This window comes from Humitalea rosea, from assembly GCF_003253705.1.
Taxonomy (GTDB): domain Bacteria; phylum Pseudomonadota; class Alphaproteobacteria; order Acetobacterales; family Acetobacteraceae; genus Humitalea; species Humitalea rosea.
This window is the reverse complement of record NZ_QKYU01000004.1, coordinates 96,821-114,105: the sequence shown is the minus strand read 5'-3', so window position 1 is coordinate 114,105 and position 17,285 is coordinate 96,821. Positions and strand designations below refer to the sequence as shown.

The following is a 17,285-nucleotide window of genomic DNA, read 5'->3' as shown; positions in this document are numbered from 1 at the left end:
ACGATGCGCCGCTTCTTCGACAGCGACCTCTGGTATTCCTTCAGCCGCAATCCGGTGACCATCGTCTCGGCGATCGTGGCGATCCTGCTGGTCGCGGGCGCTGTGCTGGCGCCGGTGGTGGCGCCGCACAACCCCTTCGACCTCGCCAGCCTGAACCTGATGGATGCCTTCAAGCCGCCGGCCTGGACTGCCGATGGCGACAGGGAGTATCCGCTCGGTACCGACGACCAGGGGCGGGACCTGTTCTCGGCGATCCTGTATGGCGCCCGGATCTCGCTGCTGGTGGGGGCGGCGGCGGTGCTGTTCTCGACCAGCCTCGGCGTGGTGGTGGGGCTGGCCGCGGGCTACTTCGGCGGCTTCGTGGATTCGGCGCTGATGCGGATCGCGGATATCCAGCTGACCTTCCCCTCGATCCTGGTGGCACTTCTGGTCGATGGCGTGGTCCGCGCGGCATTGCCGCGCGAGGTGCATGACCAGATCGCGCTCTATGTCGTCATCTTCGCGATCGGGATCAGCAACTGGCCGCAGTTCGCGCGTACCGTGCGCGGCTCGACGCTGGTGGAGCGCAACAAGGAATACGTGCAGGCGGCGCGGGTGATCGGCATCTCCTCGCCGCGCATCATCTTCTCGCATGTGCTGCCGAACGTCACCGGGCCGGTGCTGGTGATCGCAACCCTCAACCTCGGCTTCGCGGTGCTGGCGGAGGCGACCTTGTCCTTCCTGGGCGTGGGGGTGCCGCCGACGCAGCCCTCGCTCGGCACGCTGATCCGGATCGGCAATGACTTCCTGTTCTCCGGCGAATGGTGGATCACGATCTTCCCGGGGGCGGCGCTGGTGTTGCTGGTGCTGTCGGTGAACCTGCTGGGCGACTGGCTGCGCGATGCGCTGAACCCGAGGCTGCGCTGATGGCCGCTCCTTTGCTCGAAGTCCGCAATCTCCGCGTCGAATTCCCGACGCGGCGCGGCATCCTGACGGCGCTGGACGATGTCTCCTTCAGCATCGAACCCGGTGAGATCCTGGGCGTGGTCGGGGAATCCGGCGCCGGGAAATCCATGACCGGGGCCGCGATCATCGGCCTGCTGGAACCGCCGGGGCGCATCGCGCGGGGCGAGATCCTGCTGAACGGGCGGCGGATCGACGCGCTGCCCTATGCCGAGCTGCGCCGCATCCGCGGCCGCGAGATCGGCGCGATCTTCCAGGACCCGCTGACCACGCTGAACCCGCTCTATTCCGTGGGGCAGCAGTTGGTGGAGACCATGACCACGCATCTGCCGATCACCCCGGATGAGGCCCGCCGCCGCGCGATCGGCTGGTTGGAGCAGGTCGGCATTCCCGCCGCGGCCCAGCGCATCGATGCCTATCCGCATGAGTTCTCCGGCGGCATGCGGCAGCGGGTGGTGATCGCGCTGGCGCTGTGCGCCGAGCCCAAGCTGATCGTCGCCGATGAACCCACCACGGCGCTGGACGTGTCCATCCAGGCGCAGGTGATCGCGCTGCTGAAGACGCTGGCACGGGACAAGGGCACGGCGATGATGCTGATCACGCATGACATGGGGGTGATCGCCGAAACCGCCGATCGCGTCGCCGTCATGTACGCCGGCCGCATCGCCGAGATCGGCCCGGTGCGGCAGGTCGTGCTGCATGCGCGCCACCCCTATTCGCAGGGGCTGATGGGCTCGATCCCGCCGCTGGACCGCAGGGTGGAGCGCCTCGCGCAGATCGACGGTTCGATGCCGCGGCTGACCGCGATCCCGCCAGGCTGCGCCTACAACCCGCGCTGCCCCAAGGTGTTCGGGCGCTGCCTTGGGGACCGGCCGGATCTGATGGATGCGGGACCGACCCAGGCCGCCTGCTGGCTCTACGACAATGTCTGACGCGCGCTTCATCGAAGCGCTGGACATCGCGCGCTACTTCGATGTCTCCCGCCCGCTGGTGCAGCGCCTCATCGCGCGCGAGGGGCGGCGGACGTTGAAGGCGGTGGATGGCGTGTCCTTCACCATCCCCAAGGGCACCACGCTGTCGCTGGTCGGGGAATCCGGCTGCGGCAAATCGACCATCGCGCGGATGATGGTGGGGCTGTACCGCCCGACGCGTGGCGAGGTCGTCTTCGACGGCCGCGACCTCGCCGAGGCGCGCGGACAGGCGGCGCAGCGCCGCCGCATGCAGATGATCTTCCAGGACCCCTATGCCAGCCTCAACCCGCGCTGGCGGGTGCGGGACATCGTGGCCGAGCCGATCCGCGCCTTCCACATCGCCCGCGGCGATGAGGTGATGGAGCGCGTGGGCGAGGCGCTGACCCAGGTGGGCCTGTCCCCGCTGGATGGCCAGAAATTCCCGCATGAGTTCTCCGGCGGCCAGCGGCAGCGCATCAGCATCGCCCGCGCGCTGTCCTCCTCGCCCGAGTTCCTGGTCTGCGACGAGCCGACCTCGGCGCTGGATGTCTCGGTCCAGGCGCAGATCCTGAACCTGATGAAGGAATTGCAGCAGCGGCTGGGGCTGACCTACCTCTTCATCAGCCACAACCTCGCCGTGGTGCGCCAGGTCAGCGACCGCATCGGGGTCATGTACCTCGGCCGGATCGTCGAGAACGCGCCTTCGGAAGTGCTCTTCGGTGCGCCGCGCCACCCCTATACGCGCGCCTTGATGGAGGCGATCCCGGATCTGGAGATGACCGGCCGCATCCGCGTCCCCGTGGGGGGAGAGGTGCCGAGTCCGATCGACCCGCCCTCAGGCTGCCCCTTCCATCCGCGCTGCCCGCTGGCCAATGACCGCTGCCGCGCCGTGCGGCCGGAGATGCTGGCGGCCGGCGCGACGCTGGTCGCCTGCCACGCCGTCGAGGAAGGGCGAGAGGCTCAGCGGTAGGAGACGGCGGAGACCGCGTTGTAGGGGCTGCCATCCACGAGCCTGGTGCTCCAGGCCATATAGACGATCACCTTGCGCTCCTCGTCCAGGAAGCGATGGACGCGGGTTTCCTTGAAGAACAGGCTGGTGGCGCTTTCGAAGATCTGCTCGCCGCGTTCGCCGCGCCGGGCGCGGTCGCTGACATGGACCTCGCCGGTGGCGGTGCAGTTCAGCGAGAAGCGCGAGGGATCCTCGGCCAGCCCGACCATCCCCGACAACCCGCCGGTGCGCGCCTGGCTGATGTAGCAGGACACACCCTGGATTTCCGGATCGTCGAAGCGCTCGACCACGACGCGATGGCTGCGCGTCAGGCCGAGGTTCGTCAGCGCCGTCGCGACATGGCCGATCTCGACCGAATCCTCCGCATGCGCCGCGGGGGCGATGAGCAACAAGGCAATCAGCAGGCGTCGCATGGGTCGGTCTCCGTATTGGTTCGGCAACGCGTCGAAGCGCCGCCTGGTTTCAGTCGCCGAGGGCGACGCCCTCCCGCCGCCGGTCGGCCCCGCCGACCAGACCCTGCGGCGTGACCAGGATCGCGTGCAGCCCGGAGGTTTCGGCCTGCACCACCACCCGGTGCCCCATGGCTTGCAGGCCCGGCGCCAGATCGGCGGCCTCGGTGCCGGCTTCCAGCTCCACCGGCCCGCCCAGGGTCACGATGCGGGGCAGGTCGATCGCCTGTTGCGGCGTCAGCCCCCAGTCCAGTATCCCGACCAGCGCCTGGGCGGTGAAGCTGATGATGCGCCCGCCGCCCGGCGATCCTACCGCCAGAAGCAGGTGCCCGTCGCGATCGAACACCAGGCTCGGCGACATCGAGGAGCGTGGCCGCTTGCCGGGTTCCACCCGGTTGGCGACGGGGCGGCCATCGACCTCGGGCCGGAAGGAGAAGTCGGTCAGCTCGTTGTTCAGCAGGAATCCGCGCACCATCGCGAAGCTGCCGAAGACGCTTTCCACCGTGGTGGTCATCGAAATCGCATTGCCGGCGTCATCGATGATGGAGATGTGGCTGGTGCCGTATTCGGGTTGCTCCGGCTGCGGCGCCCAGGCGGCGCGGCGCCAATCGAGGTGTCCGGCGCGACGCCAATCGGGGTTTCCGGCGCGGGGCGCGGGATCGGCGCGGGTCGGGTCCAGCCGTTGCGCGCGTTGGGAGAGATACCCACGGTCCAGCAAGCCGCGCAGCGGCACGGCCACGAAGTCACTGTCGGCCAGATAGAGGTTGCGATCGGCGAAGGCGAGCCGCGCGGCCTCGGCGAAGACATGCGCCGCCTGGAGGCTGCGTGGCGGCAGGGCGGCCATGTCCAAATGCTCCAGCACGCCCAGGATCTGCCCGACCGCGACGCCACCGGAGGAGGGCGGCGGGAAGCCGCAGACCACCACCGCCCGATAGGGACCGCAGACCGGCTCCCGCAGCACGGGCCTGTAGGCTGCGAGGTCCGCGGTGGTCATGGTGCCGCCCTCGCCCCAGGCACGGGCGGCGGCGGCGATGTCCTCGGCGATCGGCCCGGTCAGCAGGGCATCGGCACCCTCGGCGGCGAGGGTCCTGAGGGTCGCGGCATAGGCGGGGTTGCGGAGCAGGTGCCCTTCCGGCCAGGGGGTGCCGTCGGGGGCGAGGAAATAGGCGGCGGCGGTGGGGCTGCGGCGCATCTTCTCGGCGGACTCAGCGATGGCGCCGGCAAGGCGGAGCGTGATGACGAAGCCATCCTCGGCAAGCGCGATGGCCGGCCCAAAAAGCCGCGCCCAGGGCAGCCGGCCCTGCAACCGGTGCAGCGCCTCCAGCGCCGCCAGCGCGCCGGGCACGCCGATGCTGCGGCCGGACATCACCGCCTCGGTGAAGGGCAAAGGCGTGCCGTCGGGGCGCAAGAACAGCCCGGGCGTGGCGCCGGCCGGGGCGGCCTCGCGCCCGTCCCAGGCGGTGGTCTGGCCGCGTTTCGCGTCGAAATGCAGGATCACCGCCCCGCCGCCGATGCCGGAGGCCTGGGGTTCGACCAGCCCCAGCACGGCCTGCACCGCGATGGCCGCATCGGTGGCGCTGCCCCCGGCGCGCAGCATGTCGCGACCGGCCTCGGCCGCCAGCGAATGGGCGGCGGCGACCATGTGGCGCCGCGCCGGGGTTTGGGCGAGGCTGGGGGCTGCCGCGAGCAGCAGGACGGCGAGGATCAGGCGGCGCATGACAGGGCCTCGGCAATGGGATCGGCGCAGGCTGGCATGACCGCGCCCGCCGACAAAACCGCGACGCGCATGGCGGCCGAGGCGCGTGGCCGCGCGGCGGAGTCCCGTGCCGAAGCGGCGCTGGCCGCCGAGGGTTTTTTCGCCCTCGCCCGGCGGGTGCGGACGCCGGCGGGGGAGATCGACCTGATCGTGGCCCGCGACGGGCTGCTCGTCTTCGTGGAGGTGAAGGCCCGCGCGACGCTGTCCGAGGCGGCCTTCTCGCTGGGCGCACGGCAGCAAGGGCGCCTGCTGGCAGCCGGGGAATGGTGGCTGGGGCAGAACCCGGGGCAGGGGGTGGCGGGCGTGCGCTTCGATGTGCTGCTGGTCGATGGCGCGGGGCGGATGCGGCGCATCGCCGATGCGTTCCGGATCGGGGATTAGCCCCGCCAGCTTCGCATCCGGTAGCCCAGCCCCTCCGCGACATGCACCCGCCCCACCATGGCGGCGCCGGCCAGATCGGCGATGGTGCGCGCGACGCGCATGCTCCGCACCTGCCCCCGCGCCGAAAGCCCGAGGCGCTCGGCCGCCTGTTCGACCAGGCTCGCCGCGGCGCTGTCGAAGCCGGCGCGCAGCGTGTCGTGCTGCGCCGTCGCGGTCACCTCGCCGCGCGCCAGCGCACGCGTCCGCGCAGCGGCCACACGGGTGGCGACGGCCACGCTGGTCTCGCCCGCCGGCGCGCGGGCAAGCTCGGCGGGCGGCACCGGCTGCACCTCCACCGCCAGATCCATCCGGTCCAGCAAGGGGCCCGACAGGCGCTTCTGGTAGTCCCCGCCGCAGCCCGGCGCGCGGGCGCATTCCCGCCCCGCATCGCCCAGCATGCCGCAGCGGCAGGGGTTCATCGCCGCCACCAGTTGGAACCGCGCCGGCCAGACGGTGCGCGAGGCGGCACGCGCGATCACCACCTCGCCGCTTTCCATCGGCTGGCGCAGCGCTTCCAGCGCCGGGCGGGGAAACTCCGGCCATTCATCCAGGAACAGCACGCCGTGGTGTGCGAGGCTGATCTCGCCCGGCCGCGCCCGCGGCCCGCCCCCGGCCAGGGCGGCCATCGAGGCCGAGTGGTGCGGGCTGCGGAACGGCGGGCGGCGCAGCAGCCGCCCCTCGCGCAGCATGCCGGAGACGGAATGGACGATGGAGGCCTCCAGCGCCTCCGCCGGCAGCAGATCGGGCAGCAGCCCCGGCAGGCGCTGCGCCAGCATGGATTTTCCCGCACCCGGCGGGCCGATCAAAACCAGATTGTGCCCACCGGCCGCGGCAATCTCCAGCGCGCGCTTGGCGGTCTCCTGCCCCTTCACCTGGCTCAGGCACAGCCCATCGGGCGCGTGTTCCTGTGGCGGCGCGGGGTTCGGGGCTTCCAGAACCTGCGTGCCGCGCATGTGGTTGATCAGCACGCCGAGGTTCGGCGGCGCCAGGATTTCGATGGGCCCGGCCCAGGCCGCCTCGCCGCCCTGCGACGCCGGGCAGATCAGCCCCATCTGGCGCCCCGCCGCCGCCAGGGCCGCAGGCAGCACCCCCGGCACCGGCAGCAGCGCGCCATCCAGCGCCAGTTCGCCGAGGGCGCAGAAGCGCAGCATCTCCTCGGCCGGCAGCAGATCCATCGCGGCCAGCAAGGCGAGCGCGATGGGCAGGTCGTAGTGCGAGCCTTCCTTGACCAGATCGGCGGGGGCCAGGTTCACCAGCACCCGCTTCGGCGGCAGCGACAGGCCGAGCGAGGCCAGCGCCGCCCGCACCCGCTCCCGGCTTTCGCCCACCGCCTTGTCGGCCAGCCCGACCAGCGTGAAGGCGGGCATCCCCGGCGCGATCTGGACCTGGACCTCGACCTCCCGCGGCTCCATCCCGGTGAAGGCGAAGCTCGCGACGCGGGCGATCACCTGTTGCCGAAGCCGGTCAGGAAGCGGGCGAGCAGATCGCCGATGACATCGATGTTGTAGCCACCCTCCTGGGTGATCGCGGTCGGCAGGCCGAGGGCGCCGATCGCCGCCCCGGCCCGGGCAAAGCCATCGGCGGTGACCTTCAGCGCCGCCAGCGGCTCGTGTTCCGAGGCATCGAAGCCGAGTGGCACCACCAGCGCCTCGGCGCCAAATGCCTTCACCGCGCGGATGCCATCGTCGAGGGCGGCGAGCCAGACGTCGTCGCCGGTGCCGAAGGGCTGCGGCAGGTTGAGGTTGCCGCCGGGCGCGCCGCCGGTCTCCGCGGCATGGCCGACGAACCAGGGGTAGTAGCGGGTGGGGTCGGCATGCAGGCTGATCGTCAGCACATCCGCCCGGTCCCAGAAAATGCCCTGGGTGCCATTGCCGTGGTGGCTGTCGATGTCGAGCACCGCGACCCGCTTCGCCCCCGCATCGCGCAGCGCCTGTGCCGCGAGCGCCGCATTGTTGATGTAGCAATGACCGCCGGCGCGCGCCGCATAGGCGTGATGGCCGGGCGGGCGGCAGAGCGCATAGGCCGAGCGCCCCGCCGCGGCCTCGGCGGCGGCTGCCAGCGCGGCCCCGGCCGCGGCGATGGAGGCGGCCCAGGTGCCCGCCCCGATGGGGCAGGCGCAATCGGCGGTGAACCAGCCGGCGCGGCTGATGATGCTCGCGGCGACCGTGCCGCCCTGGGCCAGCATCTCGGGGCTGGGATGAATGTTGGCGACGACCTCGGGGCCTGCCTCGGGCAGCGCGGCCCAATCGGCGGCGGCCGATTCGAGGAAATCCAGATAGGCGGCGTCATGCACCGACAGCAGCGCCGCCCGTGTTGCCGGGGCGACCGAAGCGGGGGTGAGGCCGAGGCGCGCCAGCCCCTCCCGCAGCGCCGTGGCGCGCGCGGGAACCTCATAATTCTGGCGGACCGCGCCCCGCATCAGGAAGAAGCCGGGCGCATGGGCGGCATCGCCCGTCGTGTCGAAGCATTTCATTGCCGGAGCATCGCCAGTGACGCGCGGGTTGTCGAGCCGCTGCGCCGCAGCGTAGCCTTCCGCCTTCGCAAGTCTGGGAGACAAGCAATGGGCGTTTCACGTCGTGGATTCACGGCGGCTTCGGCCGCGGGCGGAGTATTGGCGGCTTCCGGGCTGATGCGGGTATCGGATGCGATCGCGCAGGGCATCACGCCGCGCCGTGGCGGCACCTTGACCACGATGCTGACGCCGGAACCGCCGATCCTGCAGATCGGCGTCAACAACCAGGGACCGACCCTGATCGCGGCGTCGAAGATCTTCCAGGGGCTGGTGAAGTTCAGCCCGACGCTGGAGCCGCTGCCGGAGCTGGCGCAATCCTGGACCATCTCGCCGGATGGCAAGGTCTATACGTTCAAGCTGCAGCCCAATGTGAAGTTCCACGACGGCACGCCGATGACGGCCGATGACGTCGTCTTCTCCGTCACCAAATTCCATTTCGAGCTGGCGCCGCGGGCGCGCGCCATCTTCAGCATGATCGAAAGCGCCGCGGCACCCGATCCGCATACCGTGGTCTTCACGCTGAAGCAGGCCTTCGAGCCCTTCCTGCTGATGTTCGACGTGACCGCCTGCGCGATCGTGTCCAAGGCGGCCTTCGACGGGCGGGACTACCGTCAGGCGCCTTCGGTGCAGCATCCGATCGGCACCGGCCCCTTCCGCTTCGCCGAATGGCAGCGCGGCAATTTCATCCGGCTGGAGCGCTTCGCCGACTACTGGAAGCCGAACCAGCCCTATCTCGACGCGATCATCTTCCGTATCGTGCCGGACAGCCAAAGCCGGCGCCTGGCGATGGAAACCGGCCAGACGGTGCTGGCGCATTCCAACGACATCGAGCCCTTCGACGTGCCGACGTTGCAGGCGATACCGAATCTGGCGGTGGAAACCAAGGGCTGGGAGTATTTCTCCCCGCTGGCCTGGATGGAGATCAACCATCGCGCGGCGCCGCTCAACGATGTGCGGGTGCGGCGGGCGATCAGCCAGGCGATCGACCGCAGCTTCATCACGCAGCGGCTCTGGTTCGGCATCAACAAGCCGGCGACCAGCCCGGTCGCCAGCACCACGCGCTTCCACGATCCGGCCGTGAAGCTGCCGCCCTATGATCCGCGCGCGGCGATGCAGTTGCTCGATGCCGCCGGGCTGCGGCCGAACGCCCAGGGCGTGCGTGCCTCGATCAAGCATCTCGTGCTGCCCTATGGCGAGGTCTGGGCGCGGCTCGGCGAATATCTGCGCCAGTCGATGCGCGCGGTCGGCATCGATCTGGTGCTGGAAGCCACCGACGCCGGCTCCTGGGCGCGGCGCATCGGTGCCTGGGAATACGAGACCTCGATCAACTTCGTGTACCAATTCGGCGATCCCACGCTCGGCGTCGAGCGGACCTATGTCAGCTCCAACATCCAGAAGGTGACCTTCACCAACACCGGCGGCTATGCCAACCCCAAGGTGGATGAGCTCTTCGCCACGGCGCGGACCTCGGCCGCGCCGGCCGCCCGGGCCGCGGCCTTCAGCGAGGTGCAGAAGCTTCTGGTGGATGACGTGGCGCAGGTCTGGCTGATGGAGATGTCGTTCCCGACGATCTACGACAGGAAGCTGCACAATGTGATCACCGGCGGCACCGGGGTGAACGCCAGCTTCGACGACATGTTCCTGGCGTCCTGACAGCGTGGACCCGTCGCGGCTGCCAGCCTTCCTGCTGCGGCGGGGCATCAAGGCGGCGATCGTCATCCTGGCGATCATCGTCAGCAATTTCTTCCTGATCCATGCCGCCCCCGGCGATCCGGCCAGCGTCATGGCCGGGCAATCGGGGGCGGCGGATGAGCGCTACCTCGCGCAGCTGCGGACCCAGTTCGGGCTGGACAAGCCGTTGCTGGAACAGTTGTGGATCTATGTGCGGGGGATGCTGGCGCTCGACCTCGGCTATTCGCACCGGCAGCAGATGGGGGTGGCGGCGCTGATCTGGCAGCGGCTGCCACCGACCCTGCTGCTGACCGGCGTCGCCTTCGCCCTGGCCATCTCCGGCGGCGTGACCTTGGGCGCGCTGGCGGCGCGACGGGTCGGTACCTGGGCGGACAGCGTCATTACCGTGATTGCGCTGACCTTCTACGCCACGCCGATCTTCTGGGTCGGGCTGATGCTGGTGCTGCTGTTCTCGGTTGTGCTCGGCTGGTTGCCGAGTTTCGGCATGAACTCCGTCGGCGCCGATCTGCATGGCATCGCGGCCGTGCTGGATGTCGGCCGGCATCTGATCCTGCCGGCGCTGACGCTCGGGCTGTTCTACGTCGCGGTCTATGCACGGCTGACACGGGCGACGATGCTGGAGGTCGCCGACCAGGATTTCGTCAAGACCGCGCGCGCCAAGGGCGTGCCGGAGGGCCGCATCCTGCGCCGCCATGTGCTGCGCAACGCGCTGCTTCCGGTCATCACCCTGGCCGGCATCCAGGCCGGGCAGTTGATCGGCGGCTCCATCCTGGTCGAGACGGTCTTCGCCTGGCCGGGCATCGGGCGGCTTGCCTTCGAGGCCTTGCTGGCGCGCGACTATCCTGTCCTGCTCGGCGTGTTCTTCTGCACTTCGGCGATGGTGGTGATCTTCAACCTCTTTACCGACCTGCTCTACGCCATGGTCGATCCGCGGGTGGAGGTGCAGGGATGACGGAGTTTTGGATCCGCTTCGCCCGCAATCGCGGCGCCGTGGTCGGGCTGGTCATCCTGGTGCTGGTCGCGGCCATGGCGGTGCTGGCGCCGGTGCTGTTCCCGCGCAGCCCCTGGGACATGGCCGGCGCGCCTTTCATGCCGCCGGGCGAGATGGGGATGCTGCTGGGCTCGGACAGCCTGGGGCGCGACGTCGCCGCCGGCATCGCGCATGGCGCGCGGATTTCGCTGATGGTGGGCGCGGTTTCGACTGTCGCATCCCTTGGAATCGGCGTGAGCCTCGGCGCCATCGCGGGCTATGCCGGCGGCTGGGTGGATGATGCGTTGATGCGCTTCACCGAGTTCTTCCAGACCATCCCCTCCTTCATCCTGGCGGTGCTGCTGGTCGCGATCTTCTCGCCCTCCATCACCTCCATCGTCGGTGCGATCGCCATCGTCTCCTGGCCGCCGGTGGCGCGGGTGGTGCGGGCGGAGTTCCTGTCCCTGCGCGGTCGTGAATTCGTGCAGGCGGCCGAATGCCTCGGCAAGTCGCGGCTGGCCATCATCATCGGCGACATCCTGCCCAATGCGCTGTCGCCGATCGTGGTGCTGGCCTCGCTGATGGTGGCCTCGGCGATCCTGCTGGAAAGCGCGCTGTCCTTCCTCGGCCTCGGCGATCCCAATCTGATGACCTGGGGCTTCCTCATCGGCTCGGGGCGCAGCGTCATTCGCCTCGCCTGGTGGATGAGCGTGTTTCCCGGCGTGGCGATCTTCCTCACCGTGCTGGCCTTGAACCTGGTGGGGGAGGGGCTGTCGGATGCGCTGAACCCGCGCCTCGCACGGGGGCGGGCATGAGCATCCTGACCATCGAAGGGCTGACCGTCGCTTTGCCCGCGGGTGCGGACCGGCCGCATGCGATCGAGGATGTGTCGCTGACCGTCGAGCGCGGGGAGATCCTCTGCGTCGTCGGCGAGAGCGGCTCGGGCAAGAGCATCACCGCCAATGCCGTGATGGGGTTGCTGCCCAAATCCCTGCCGCTGCGCGCGGGGCGCCTCATCCTCGACGGCATCGACCTGCGCGCGCAGCCGCCCGAGGCAATGCGAAAACTGCGTGGCAGCCGCATGGCGATGATCTTCCAGGAGCCGATGACGGCGCTGAACCCGCTGATGCGCGTCGGCGACCAGATCGGCGAGGCGTTGGCGGTGCATGGCGCGCCCGACCGCGGCCGGGTGCAGGAGCTTCTGGCCGCGGTGAACCTGCCCGATCCCGTCTCGATCGCGCGCAGCCATCCCTTCCGCCTGTCGGGCGGGCAGCGGCAGCGGGTGATGATCGCCATGGCGCTGGCGCTCGAACCCGCGCTGCTGATCGCCGATGAGCCGACCACGGCGCTGGATGTGACGACGCAGATGCAGATCCTGCGGCTGATTCGCGAGATCCAGCAGCGGCGCGGCACCGGCGTGCTGTTCATCACCCATGACTTCGGCGTGGTCGCGGAGATCGCCGACCGGGTCGCGGTGATGCAGCACGGGCGCATCGTCGAACACGGCACCGCACGTGAGGTGCTGGACCGGCCGCAGCATCCCTACACCCGGGCGCTGATCCGCGCCGTGCCAGGGTTTCCCAAGGGCGGCGGTGTCGCACGGGCGCAGGGACGGGACGTGCTGCGGGTGCAGGGGCTGGAGAAGACCTATCACCGTGGCGGCTGGTTCTCGGCCGGCAAGATGCTGCGCGCGGTGCATGATGCCGATTTTTCTCTGACGCGCGGAGAAACGCTGGGGCTGGTGGGTGAAAGCGGTTCCGGCAAATCCACTTTGGCGCGCTGCGTCGTGCGACTGGTGACGCCGGAGAAGGGAGAAATCTACTTTGACGGCGCCGATCTGCGGCCGCTGTCGCGGGCGGCGATGAAGCCGTTCCGCCGGCGCGTGCAGATGATCTTCCAGGACCCCTATGCCTCGCTGAACCCGCGGCGGAAGGTGGGCGAGATCATCGCCGAGGGCCCCATCACCCATGGCACGCCGCGCGCCGAGGCGCTGGAACGCGCCCGCGATCTGCTCGCGATCGTGCGTCTCGATCCTGGTGCGATGGATCGCTACCCGCATGAATTCAGCGGCGGCCAGCGCCAGCGCATCGGCATCGCCCGGGCGCTGGCGATGAAGCCGGAACTGCTGATCGCGGATGAACCGGTCAGCGCGCTGGATGTCTCGGTGCAGGCCGAGGTTCTGGCGCTGCTTGCGGAAATCCGCGAGCGGGAAAAGCTGACCATGCTCTTCATCACCCATGATCTGCGCGTCGCCGCCCAGGTCTGCGATCGTATCGCGGTGATGCAGCGCGGCGCCATCGTCGAGCAGGGGCCGGTCGGCCAGGTTTTCGCCAATCCCGCCCACCCCTATACGCAGCAATTGCTGGACAGCATTCCGGGCCGCGCCTGGACGCCGCCCGATCTTGGAGAGGCCGCATGACCATCGACTCCGGCGCCCGTCGCGCCATCCTGGAAGCTGTGAGCGCGCTGCGCGATGAGGGCACCGAGACGCTGGCACGCCTCGTCCGCTGCCCCTCGACCCTGGGCAATGAAGCCTCGGCGTTGAATGAGATGGAGCGGGTGTATCGCGGCCTCGGCCTCGACCCCTTCCGCGTGCCGACCGATCCGGTGGCGCTGGCGGACCACCCGGGGTTCTCGCCGCCGCTGATCTCCTATGAGGGGCGCGACAATGTCGTCGCGGTCCATACGCCGCGGGAGAAGAAGGGCCGCAGCCTGACCCTGCAAGGCCATGTCGATGTGGTGCCGGAGGGGGCCGCGGATATCTGGGTCACGCCGCCCTATGAGCCCTCGATCCGCGACGGGCGCATGTATGGGCGTGGCGCCGGTGACATGAAGGCCGGCATCATCGCCTATTGCATGGCCTTCAAGGCGCTCGGCCTTGCGGGGCTGCAACCCGCCGCCGAGGTGCAGATGCAATCGGTGATCGAGGAGGAATGCAGCGGCAATGGCGCGCTGGCCTGCATGGTCGCGATGCCCAAGCCCGATGCCGTCATCATCCCCGAGCCTGGTCCCGGCCTGCCGGCGCTGTATTCCGCCGAAGTCGGCGTCGTCTGGGCCTGGGTCACCGTCACCGGCCGCCCCGCGCATGTGCGCGACATCAAGGCGGGCGTGAATGCGATCGAGGCCGCGATGGCCGTCGCCGCCCGCTTCAAATCCTATGAGGACGACCAGAACCGGGGTGAAAAGATCCACGCTTCCTTCCGCGGCGTGAATCATCCGGTAAACGTCAATATCGGCACGCTGGAAGGCGGGGAGTGGAACAGCAGCGTCCCCACCCGCGCCAAGCTGGGCATGCGGGTCGGGGTGATGATGGGCAATACCGCGGCCAATGTTCGCGCCGACATCGAAAAGATCGTCGAGGACGCCCGCCGCGACGAAGCCACCGCCGGCGCGAAGTTCAAGCTGGAATTCAAGGGCTTCATGGCCGACCCCTGCGTCTTCGACATGGAGGCCGAGATCGTCCGCCTCGCCACCAGGACCTTCCAGGATGTCGCGGGCACGGAACTGCGCCACTACCCCGCGACCGGGCTGACCGATGGGCGCTTCTTCCAGCTCTACCAGAAGACCCCGGTCGCCTGCTTCGGCCCCGATGCGCAGGAAATCCACGGCATCGACGAAAGCGTAGGCCTGGACAGCATCCACGACATCACCGCCACCATCGCGCTGACCATGGCCGAATGGTGCGGGCTGGAGGCCAAGCGATGAACCTGCCCCTTTCGGGTGATCGGCTCTGGGCCGATCTGATGGAGATGGCGAAGATCGGCGGCACGCCCAAGGGCGGCTGCAACCGTCAGGCGCTGACCGATCTGGACGCCGAGGGGCGCAAGCTGCTTGAAAGCTGGTGCGCCGCGATCGGCCTCACGCCAACGGTCGATGCCTTTGGCAACATGGGCTTCCTCCGCCCCGGTCGCGACCCGTCGCGCAAGCCGGTGGCGATCGGCAGCCACCTCGACACCCAGCCCACGGGGGGCAAGTTCGATGGCGTGCTTGGCGTGCTGACCGGCCTTGAAGTGCTGCGCGCGCTGCATGAGGCGGGGGTGGAGACGGAGGCACCGCTGCTGCTGATCAACTGGACCAATGAGGAAGGCGCCCGCTTCTCCCCGCCCATGATGGGCAGCGGCACCGCCATGGGCATCTTCACCGCCGCCGAGACCCTGGCCCGCACCGATCGCGACGGCTTCACCTTCGGCGAGGAACTGGCCCGCATCGGCTATGCCGGCGCCGAGGCGCTGCCGGATTTCGATGCGTATTTCGAGGTCCATATCGAACAGGGCCCGGTGCTGGAACGCGAGGAGATTTCGGTCGGCGTCGTCACCCATGCGCTGTGCCAGGCCTGGTACGAGGTGACGGTGCATGGTGAGGATGCACATGGCGGCAGCGCCATGGCCGGGCGCCGCGATGCCATGGTGGGGGCCGCCGAACTCATCGCCGCGATCGAGCGCATCGCGCTGACCACGCTGACCCCCGCCGGGGAGCCCGGTCGCGGCACGGTCGGCCGCCTGCTGGTCACCCCCGACAGCCGCAATGTGGTGCCCTCCAAGATCTGGTTCAGCGTGGACATGCGCCATTCCGATGAGCAGGCCCTGGCGGCGATGGGCGAGGCGCTGCGGGCCGAGGGGGCTGCCATCGCCGCCCGCCGCCATCTGGAGATTGAGGTCGAGGATTTCTGGATCTCGCCGCTCGTGCAATTCGATCCCGCGCTGGTCGGCCATGTCCGCACCGCCGCGCAGCGCCTGGGCATCAGCTATCGCGAGATGCCGACCGCGATCGGGCATGATGCCGTCTATGTCGCGCGCCAGAGGCCGGCGACAATGATCTTCACCCCCTGCCACGGGGGCATCAGCCACAATGAAGCCGAGAGCATCACCCCGGCCTGGGCGGAAGCCGCGCTGCGGGTGCTTGCCGAGGCCGTCATCGCCGCAGCAGGACCGAAATGAGAATTGGCATTGCCGGCTTTCTCCACGAAAGCCATTCCTTCGCGCCGCACCCCACGACCTGGGCGGATTTCCTCAACCCGGGCTCCTGGCCGCCGGTGCAGCGCCCCGCGACCCTGCTCGACGGGCTGCGCAATACGGCCGTGCCCGCCGCCGGTGCCATCGCGGTCGCCGAAGCCGCTGGCGTCACGCTGGTCCCACTGAGCTGGGCCATGGCCAATCCGGCCGGCCCAGTAAATGAGGAAGCCTTCGAGCGCATCGCCTCGCTCATCTGCGCCGATCTTCAGGCCGCGCTGCCGCTGGACGGGCTCTATCTGGACCTGCATGGCGCGGCGATGGCCGATGGCTACCCCGATGCCGAGGGCGAGCTGATGCGCCGCATCCGCGCCATCACGGGCCCCGATCTGCCGATCACCGCGAGCCTTGACCCGCATTGCAACCTGACGGCCGCGATGGTCGCACGGGCCGATGCGCTCTCCCCCTTCCGCACCTATCCGCATGTGGACATGAAGGAGGCGGGCGGACGCGCGATGTCGCTGCTGCTGGCGCGCATCAGGCGCGGCACGCCCTTCGCCCGCGCCTTCCGCCAGCTCGACTACTGGATCCCGCTGTCGGGCATGTGCACGCTGGTGCCGCCGATGACGATTGCCATGGAGGAACGTGCCCGGCTCGCGGCGGGCGTGGCCGAACTCGGGCTCTGCTTCGGCTTCCCCTATGCCGATTTCCCCGATTGTGGGGCCGCGATCTGCGCCTATGCCGAGGATCAGGCCGCGGCCGATGCCGCCGCCGATGGGCTGCTCGCCTGGTTCGTGGCGCATGAGACGGATTTCGTCCTCGATGTGCTCCCGGCCGCCGAAGGCGTGGCCCAGGCGCTGAGGCTGGCCGCCACGGCCTCCCGCCCCGTGCTGCTGGCCGATACCCAGGACAATCCCGGCGGCGGCGGCCATGGCGACACCACCGGGCTGCTGGCCGAGCTGGTGCGGCAGGAAGCGCGCGGCGCCGTGCTGGCGCTGATCAATGACGCGGAGTCGGCCGCCGCCTGCCATGCGGCGGGGGAGGGGGCGAGCCTCTCCCTCAGCCTCGGCGGGCGCAGCGACGGGGTGCCCTTCGCCTGCACCGCCCGCGTGCTGCGGCTGTCGGATGGCAGCTTCATGTGCACCGGGCCGATGGCGGGGGGGAACATGGCGAACCTCGGCCCGACCGCGCTGGTCGAGGTGCAGGGCGGCGTCCGCGTGATCGTCGTCAGCCGCAAGATGCAGGCCTATGATCAGGCGATCCTGCGGCATCTGGGCATCGAGCCCGCTGGGGTGCCAATCATCGGGCTGAAATCCTCGGTACATTTCCGCGCCGATTTCCAGCCGATCGCCGAGGCGGTGCTGATCGTCACCGCCCCCGGCCCGGTGGTCGCCGATCCCTCCGGGCTGCCGTTCCAGCACCTGCGCCCGGGCTTGCGCCTTTCGCCAAAGGCCGGCTGATGCTCGCCTACGCCATTGTCGGCGTGCGGGAGTTCGAAACGGCGCTCGTCTTCTATGACGCGTTGCTGGGCGCGCCCGGCCCCCGCCCGCAGTACGGCGCGGATTTCTGCGGCGCCTGTCCGCGCGATCCTGAAGGCAACAAGCTGGCGGTCGTGCTACGGTAGCAGGCGTGATCA

At 69.6% G+C, this 17,285-nt stretch carries 16 protein-coding genes; 12 read left to right on the top strand and 4 right to left on the bottom strand.

The genetic code is table 11. The features are described 5' to 3' along the window. Positions 1 to 3: 3 nt before the first annotated feature. The 3 genes from C8P66_RS04825 to C8P66_RS04815 are packed head-to-tail and all read left to right on the top strand — an operon-like array spanning position 4 to position 2,862. On the top strand, positions 4 to 906 hold the full coding sequence (locus tag C8P66_RS04825; protein ID WP_111397019.1) for an ABC transporter permease: 903 nt from the start codon (positions 4 to 6) through the stop codon (positions 904 to 906). Next, a complete protein-coding gene (locus C8P66_RS04820) occupies positions 906 to 1,874 on the top strand; it encodes an ABC transporter ATP-binding protein (protein ID WP_111397018.1) in 969 nt (322 codons plus the stop codon). The genes C8P66_RS04825 and C8P66_RS04820 overlap by 1 nt, the downstream gene beginning before the upstream one ends. Next, complete coding sequence (locus C8P66_RS04815; protein WP_111397017.1) at positions 1,867 to 2,862, top strand: ABC transporter ATP-binding protein; 996 nt, start codon at positions 1,867 to 1,869, stop codon at positions 2,860 to 2,862. The genes C8P66_RS04820 and C8P66_RS04815 overlap by 8 nt, the downstream gene beginning before the upstream one ends. On the opposite strand, the gene C8P66_RS04810 is transcribed toward C8P66_RS04815, so the two are convergent. Both C8P66_RS04810 and ggt read right to left on the bottom strand, forming a co-directional pair. Beyond that, positions 2,853 to 3,314: a CreA family protein gene (locus tag C8P66_RS04810; RefSeq protein WP_111397016.1), complete on the bottom strand. Its 462-nt coding sequence runs from the start codon at positions 3,312 to 3,314 to the stop codon at positions 2,853 to 2,855. The two genes, C8P66_RS04815 and C8P66_RS04810, sit on opposite strands and share 10 nt — an antisense overlap. Before the next feature lie 49 nt (positions 3,315 to 3,363). Further along, positions 3,364 to 5,067, bottom strand: coding sequence for a gamma-glutamyltransferase (gene ggt, locus C8P66_RS04805; protein ID WP_111397015.1), 1,704 nt, complete (start codon positions 5,065 to 5,067; stop codon positions 3,364 to 3,366). Positions 5,068 to 5,103: 36 nt separating this feature from the next. On the opposite strand from ggt, the gene C8P66_RS04800 reads away from it, so the two are divergent. Then, positions 5,104 to 5,487, top strand: a complete 384-nt coding sequence (locus C8P66_RS04800; RefSeq protein WP_111397014.1) for a YraN family protein — start codon at positions 5,104 to 5,106, stop codon at positions 5,485 to 5,487. On the opposite strand, the gene C8P66_RS04795 is transcribed toward C8P66_RS04800, so the two are convergent. Further along, on the bottom strand, positions 5,484 to 6,974 hold the full coding sequence (locus C8P66_RS04795) for a YifB family Mg chelatase-like AAA ATPase (RefSeq protein WP_111397013.1): 1,491 nt from the start codon (positions 6,972 to 6,974) through the stop codon (positions 5,484 to 5,486). The two genes, C8P66_RS04800 and C8P66_RS04795, sit on opposite strands and share 4 nt — an antisense overlap. Then, on the bottom strand, positions 6,971 to 7,999 hold the full coding sequence (locus tag C8P66_RS04790; RefSeq protein ID WP_111397012.1) for a histone deacetylase family protein: 1,029 nt from the start codon (positions 7,997 to 7,999) through the stop codon (positions 6,971 to 6,973). Before C8P66_RS04790 ends, C8P66_RS04795 begins: the two co-directional genes overlap by 4 nt. Before the next feature lie 156 nt (positions 8,000 to 8,155). Between C8P66_RS04790 and C8P66_RS04785 the strand changes: the two genes are divergently transcribed. Genes C8P66_RS04785 through C8P66_RS24055 form a run of 8 tightly spaced genes read left to right on the top strand, consistent with a single transcriptional unit; the run spans position 8,156 to position 17,273 of the window. Continuing rightward, complete coding sequence (locus C8P66_RS04785; protein ID WP_111397136.1) at positions 8,156 to 9,691, top strand: ABC transporter substrate-binding protein; 1,536 nt, start codon at positions 8,156 to 8,158, stop codon at positions 9,689 to 9,691. A 4-nt stretch (positions 9,692 to 9,695) separates the two neighbouring features. Then, complete coding sequence (locus C8P66_RS04780; protein WP_111397011.1) at positions 9,696 to 10,682, top strand: ABC transporter permease; 987 nt, start codon at positions 9,696 to 9,698, stop codon at positions 10,680 to 10,682. Continuing rightward, positions 10,679 to 11,515: an ABC transporter permease gene (locus C8P66_RS04775; protein ID WP_111397010.1), complete on the top strand. Its 837-nt coding sequence runs from the start codon at positions 10,679 to 10,681 to the stop codon at positions 11,513 to 11,515. Before C8P66_RS04780 ends, C8P66_RS04775 begins: the two co-directional genes overlap by 4 nt. After that, positions 11,512 to 13,119: an ABC transporter ATP-binding protein gene (locus tag C8P66_RS04770; protein WP_111397009.1), complete on the top strand. Its 1,608-nt coding sequence runs from the start codon at positions 11,512 to 11,514 to the stop codon at positions 13,117 to 13,119. Before C8P66_RS04775 ends, C8P66_RS04770 begins: the two co-directional genes overlap by 4 nt. Beyond that, positions 13,116 to 14,405, top strand: coding sequence for an ArgE/DapE family deacylase (locus C8P66_RS04765; RefSeq protein WP_111397008.1), 1,290 nt, complete (start codon positions 13,116 to 13,118; stop codon positions 14,403 to 14,405). Before C8P66_RS04770 ends, C8P66_RS04765 begins: the two co-directional genes overlap by 4 nt. Beyond that, positions 14,402 to 15,637, top strand: a complete 1,236-nt coding sequence (locus tag C8P66_RS04760) for a Zn-dependent hydrolase (protein WP_111397007.1) — start codon at positions 14,402 to 14,404, stop codon at positions 15,635 to 15,637. The genes C8P66_RS04765 and C8P66_RS04760 overlap by 4 nt, the downstream gene beginning before the upstream one ends. Then, positions 15,634 to 17,109 carry a M81 family metallopeptidase gene (locus C8P66_RS04755; protein WP_111397006.1) on the top strand — a complete coding sequence of 492 codons (1,476 nt, stop codon included), beginning with the start codon at positions 15,634 to 15,636 and terminating at the stop codon, positions 17,107 to 17,109. Before C8P66_RS04760 ends, C8P66_RS04755 begins: the two co-directional genes overlap by 4 nt. After that, positions 17,109 to 17,273: a VOC family protein gene (locus tag C8P66_RS24055; RefSeq protein WP_211314029.1), complete on the top strand. Its 165-nt coding sequence runs from the start codon at positions 17,109 to 17,111 to the stop codon at positions 17,271 to 17,273. The genes C8P66_RS04755 and C8P66_RS24055 overlap by 1 nt, the downstream gene beginning before the upstream one ends. Positions 17,274 to 17,285 lie beyond the last annotated feature (12 nt).

Excerpts from the sequence above, each read along its gene's own strand:
- C8P66_RS04825 (WP_111397019.1), top strand. The coding sequence starts at position 4 with ATGCGCCGCTTCTTCGACAGCGACCTCTGGTATTCCTTCAGCCGCAAT.
- C8P66_RS04820 (WP_111397018.1), top strand. The coding sequence starts at position 906 with ATGGCCGCTCCTTTGCTCGAAGTCCGCAATCTCCGCGTCGAATTCCCG.
- C8P66_RS04815 (WP_111397017.1), top strand. The coding sequence starts at position 1,867 with ATGTCTGACGCGCGCTTCATCGAAGCGCTGGACATCGCGCGCTACTTC.
- C8P66_RS04810 (WP_111397016.1), bottom strand. The coding sequence starts at position 3,314 with ATGCGACGCCTGCTGATTGCCTTGTTGCTCATCGCCCCCGCGGCGCAT.
- ggt (WP_111397015.1), bottom strand. The coding sequence starts at position 5,067 with ATGCGCCGCCTGATCCTCGCCGTCCTGCTGCTCGCGGCAGCCCCCAGC.
- C8P66_RS04800 (WP_111397014.1), top strand. The coding sequence starts at position 5,104 with ATGACCGCGCCCGCCGACAAAACCGCGACGCGCATGGCGGCCGAGGCG.
- C8P66_RS04790 (WP_111397012.1), bottom strand. The coding sequence starts at position 7,999 with ATGAAATGCTTCGACACGACGGGCGATGCCGCCCATGCGCCCGGCTTC.
- C8P66_RS04785 (WP_111397136.1), top strand. The coding sequence starts at position 8,156 with ATGCGGGTATCGGATGCGATCGCGCAGGGCATCACGCCGCGCCGTGGC.
- C8P66_RS04775 (WP_111397010.1), top strand. The coding sequence starts at position 10,679 with ATGACGGAGTTTTGGATCCGCTTCGCCCGCAATCGCGGCGCCGTGGTC.
- C8P66_RS04770 (WP_111397009.1), top strand. The coding sequence starts at position 11,512 with ATGAGCATCCTGACCATCGAAGGGCTGACCGTCGCTTTGCCCGCGGGT.
- C8P66_RS04765 (WP_111397008.1), top strand. The coding sequence starts at position 13,116 with ATGACCATCGACTCCGGCGCCCGTCGCGCCATCCTGGAAGCTGTGAGC.
- C8P66_RS04760 (WP_111397007.1), top strand. The coding sequence starts at position 14,402 with ATGAACCTGCCCCTTTCGGGTGATCGGCTCTGGGCCGATCTGATGGAG.
- C8P66_RS04755 (WP_111397006.1), top strand. The coding sequence starts at position 15,634 with ATGAGAATTGGCATTGCCGGCTTTCTCCACGAAAGCCATTCCTTCGCG.
- C8P66_RS24055 (WP_211314029.1), top strand. The coding sequence starts at position 17,109 with ATGCTCGCCTACGCCATTGTCGGCGTGCGGGAGTTCGAAACGGCGCTC.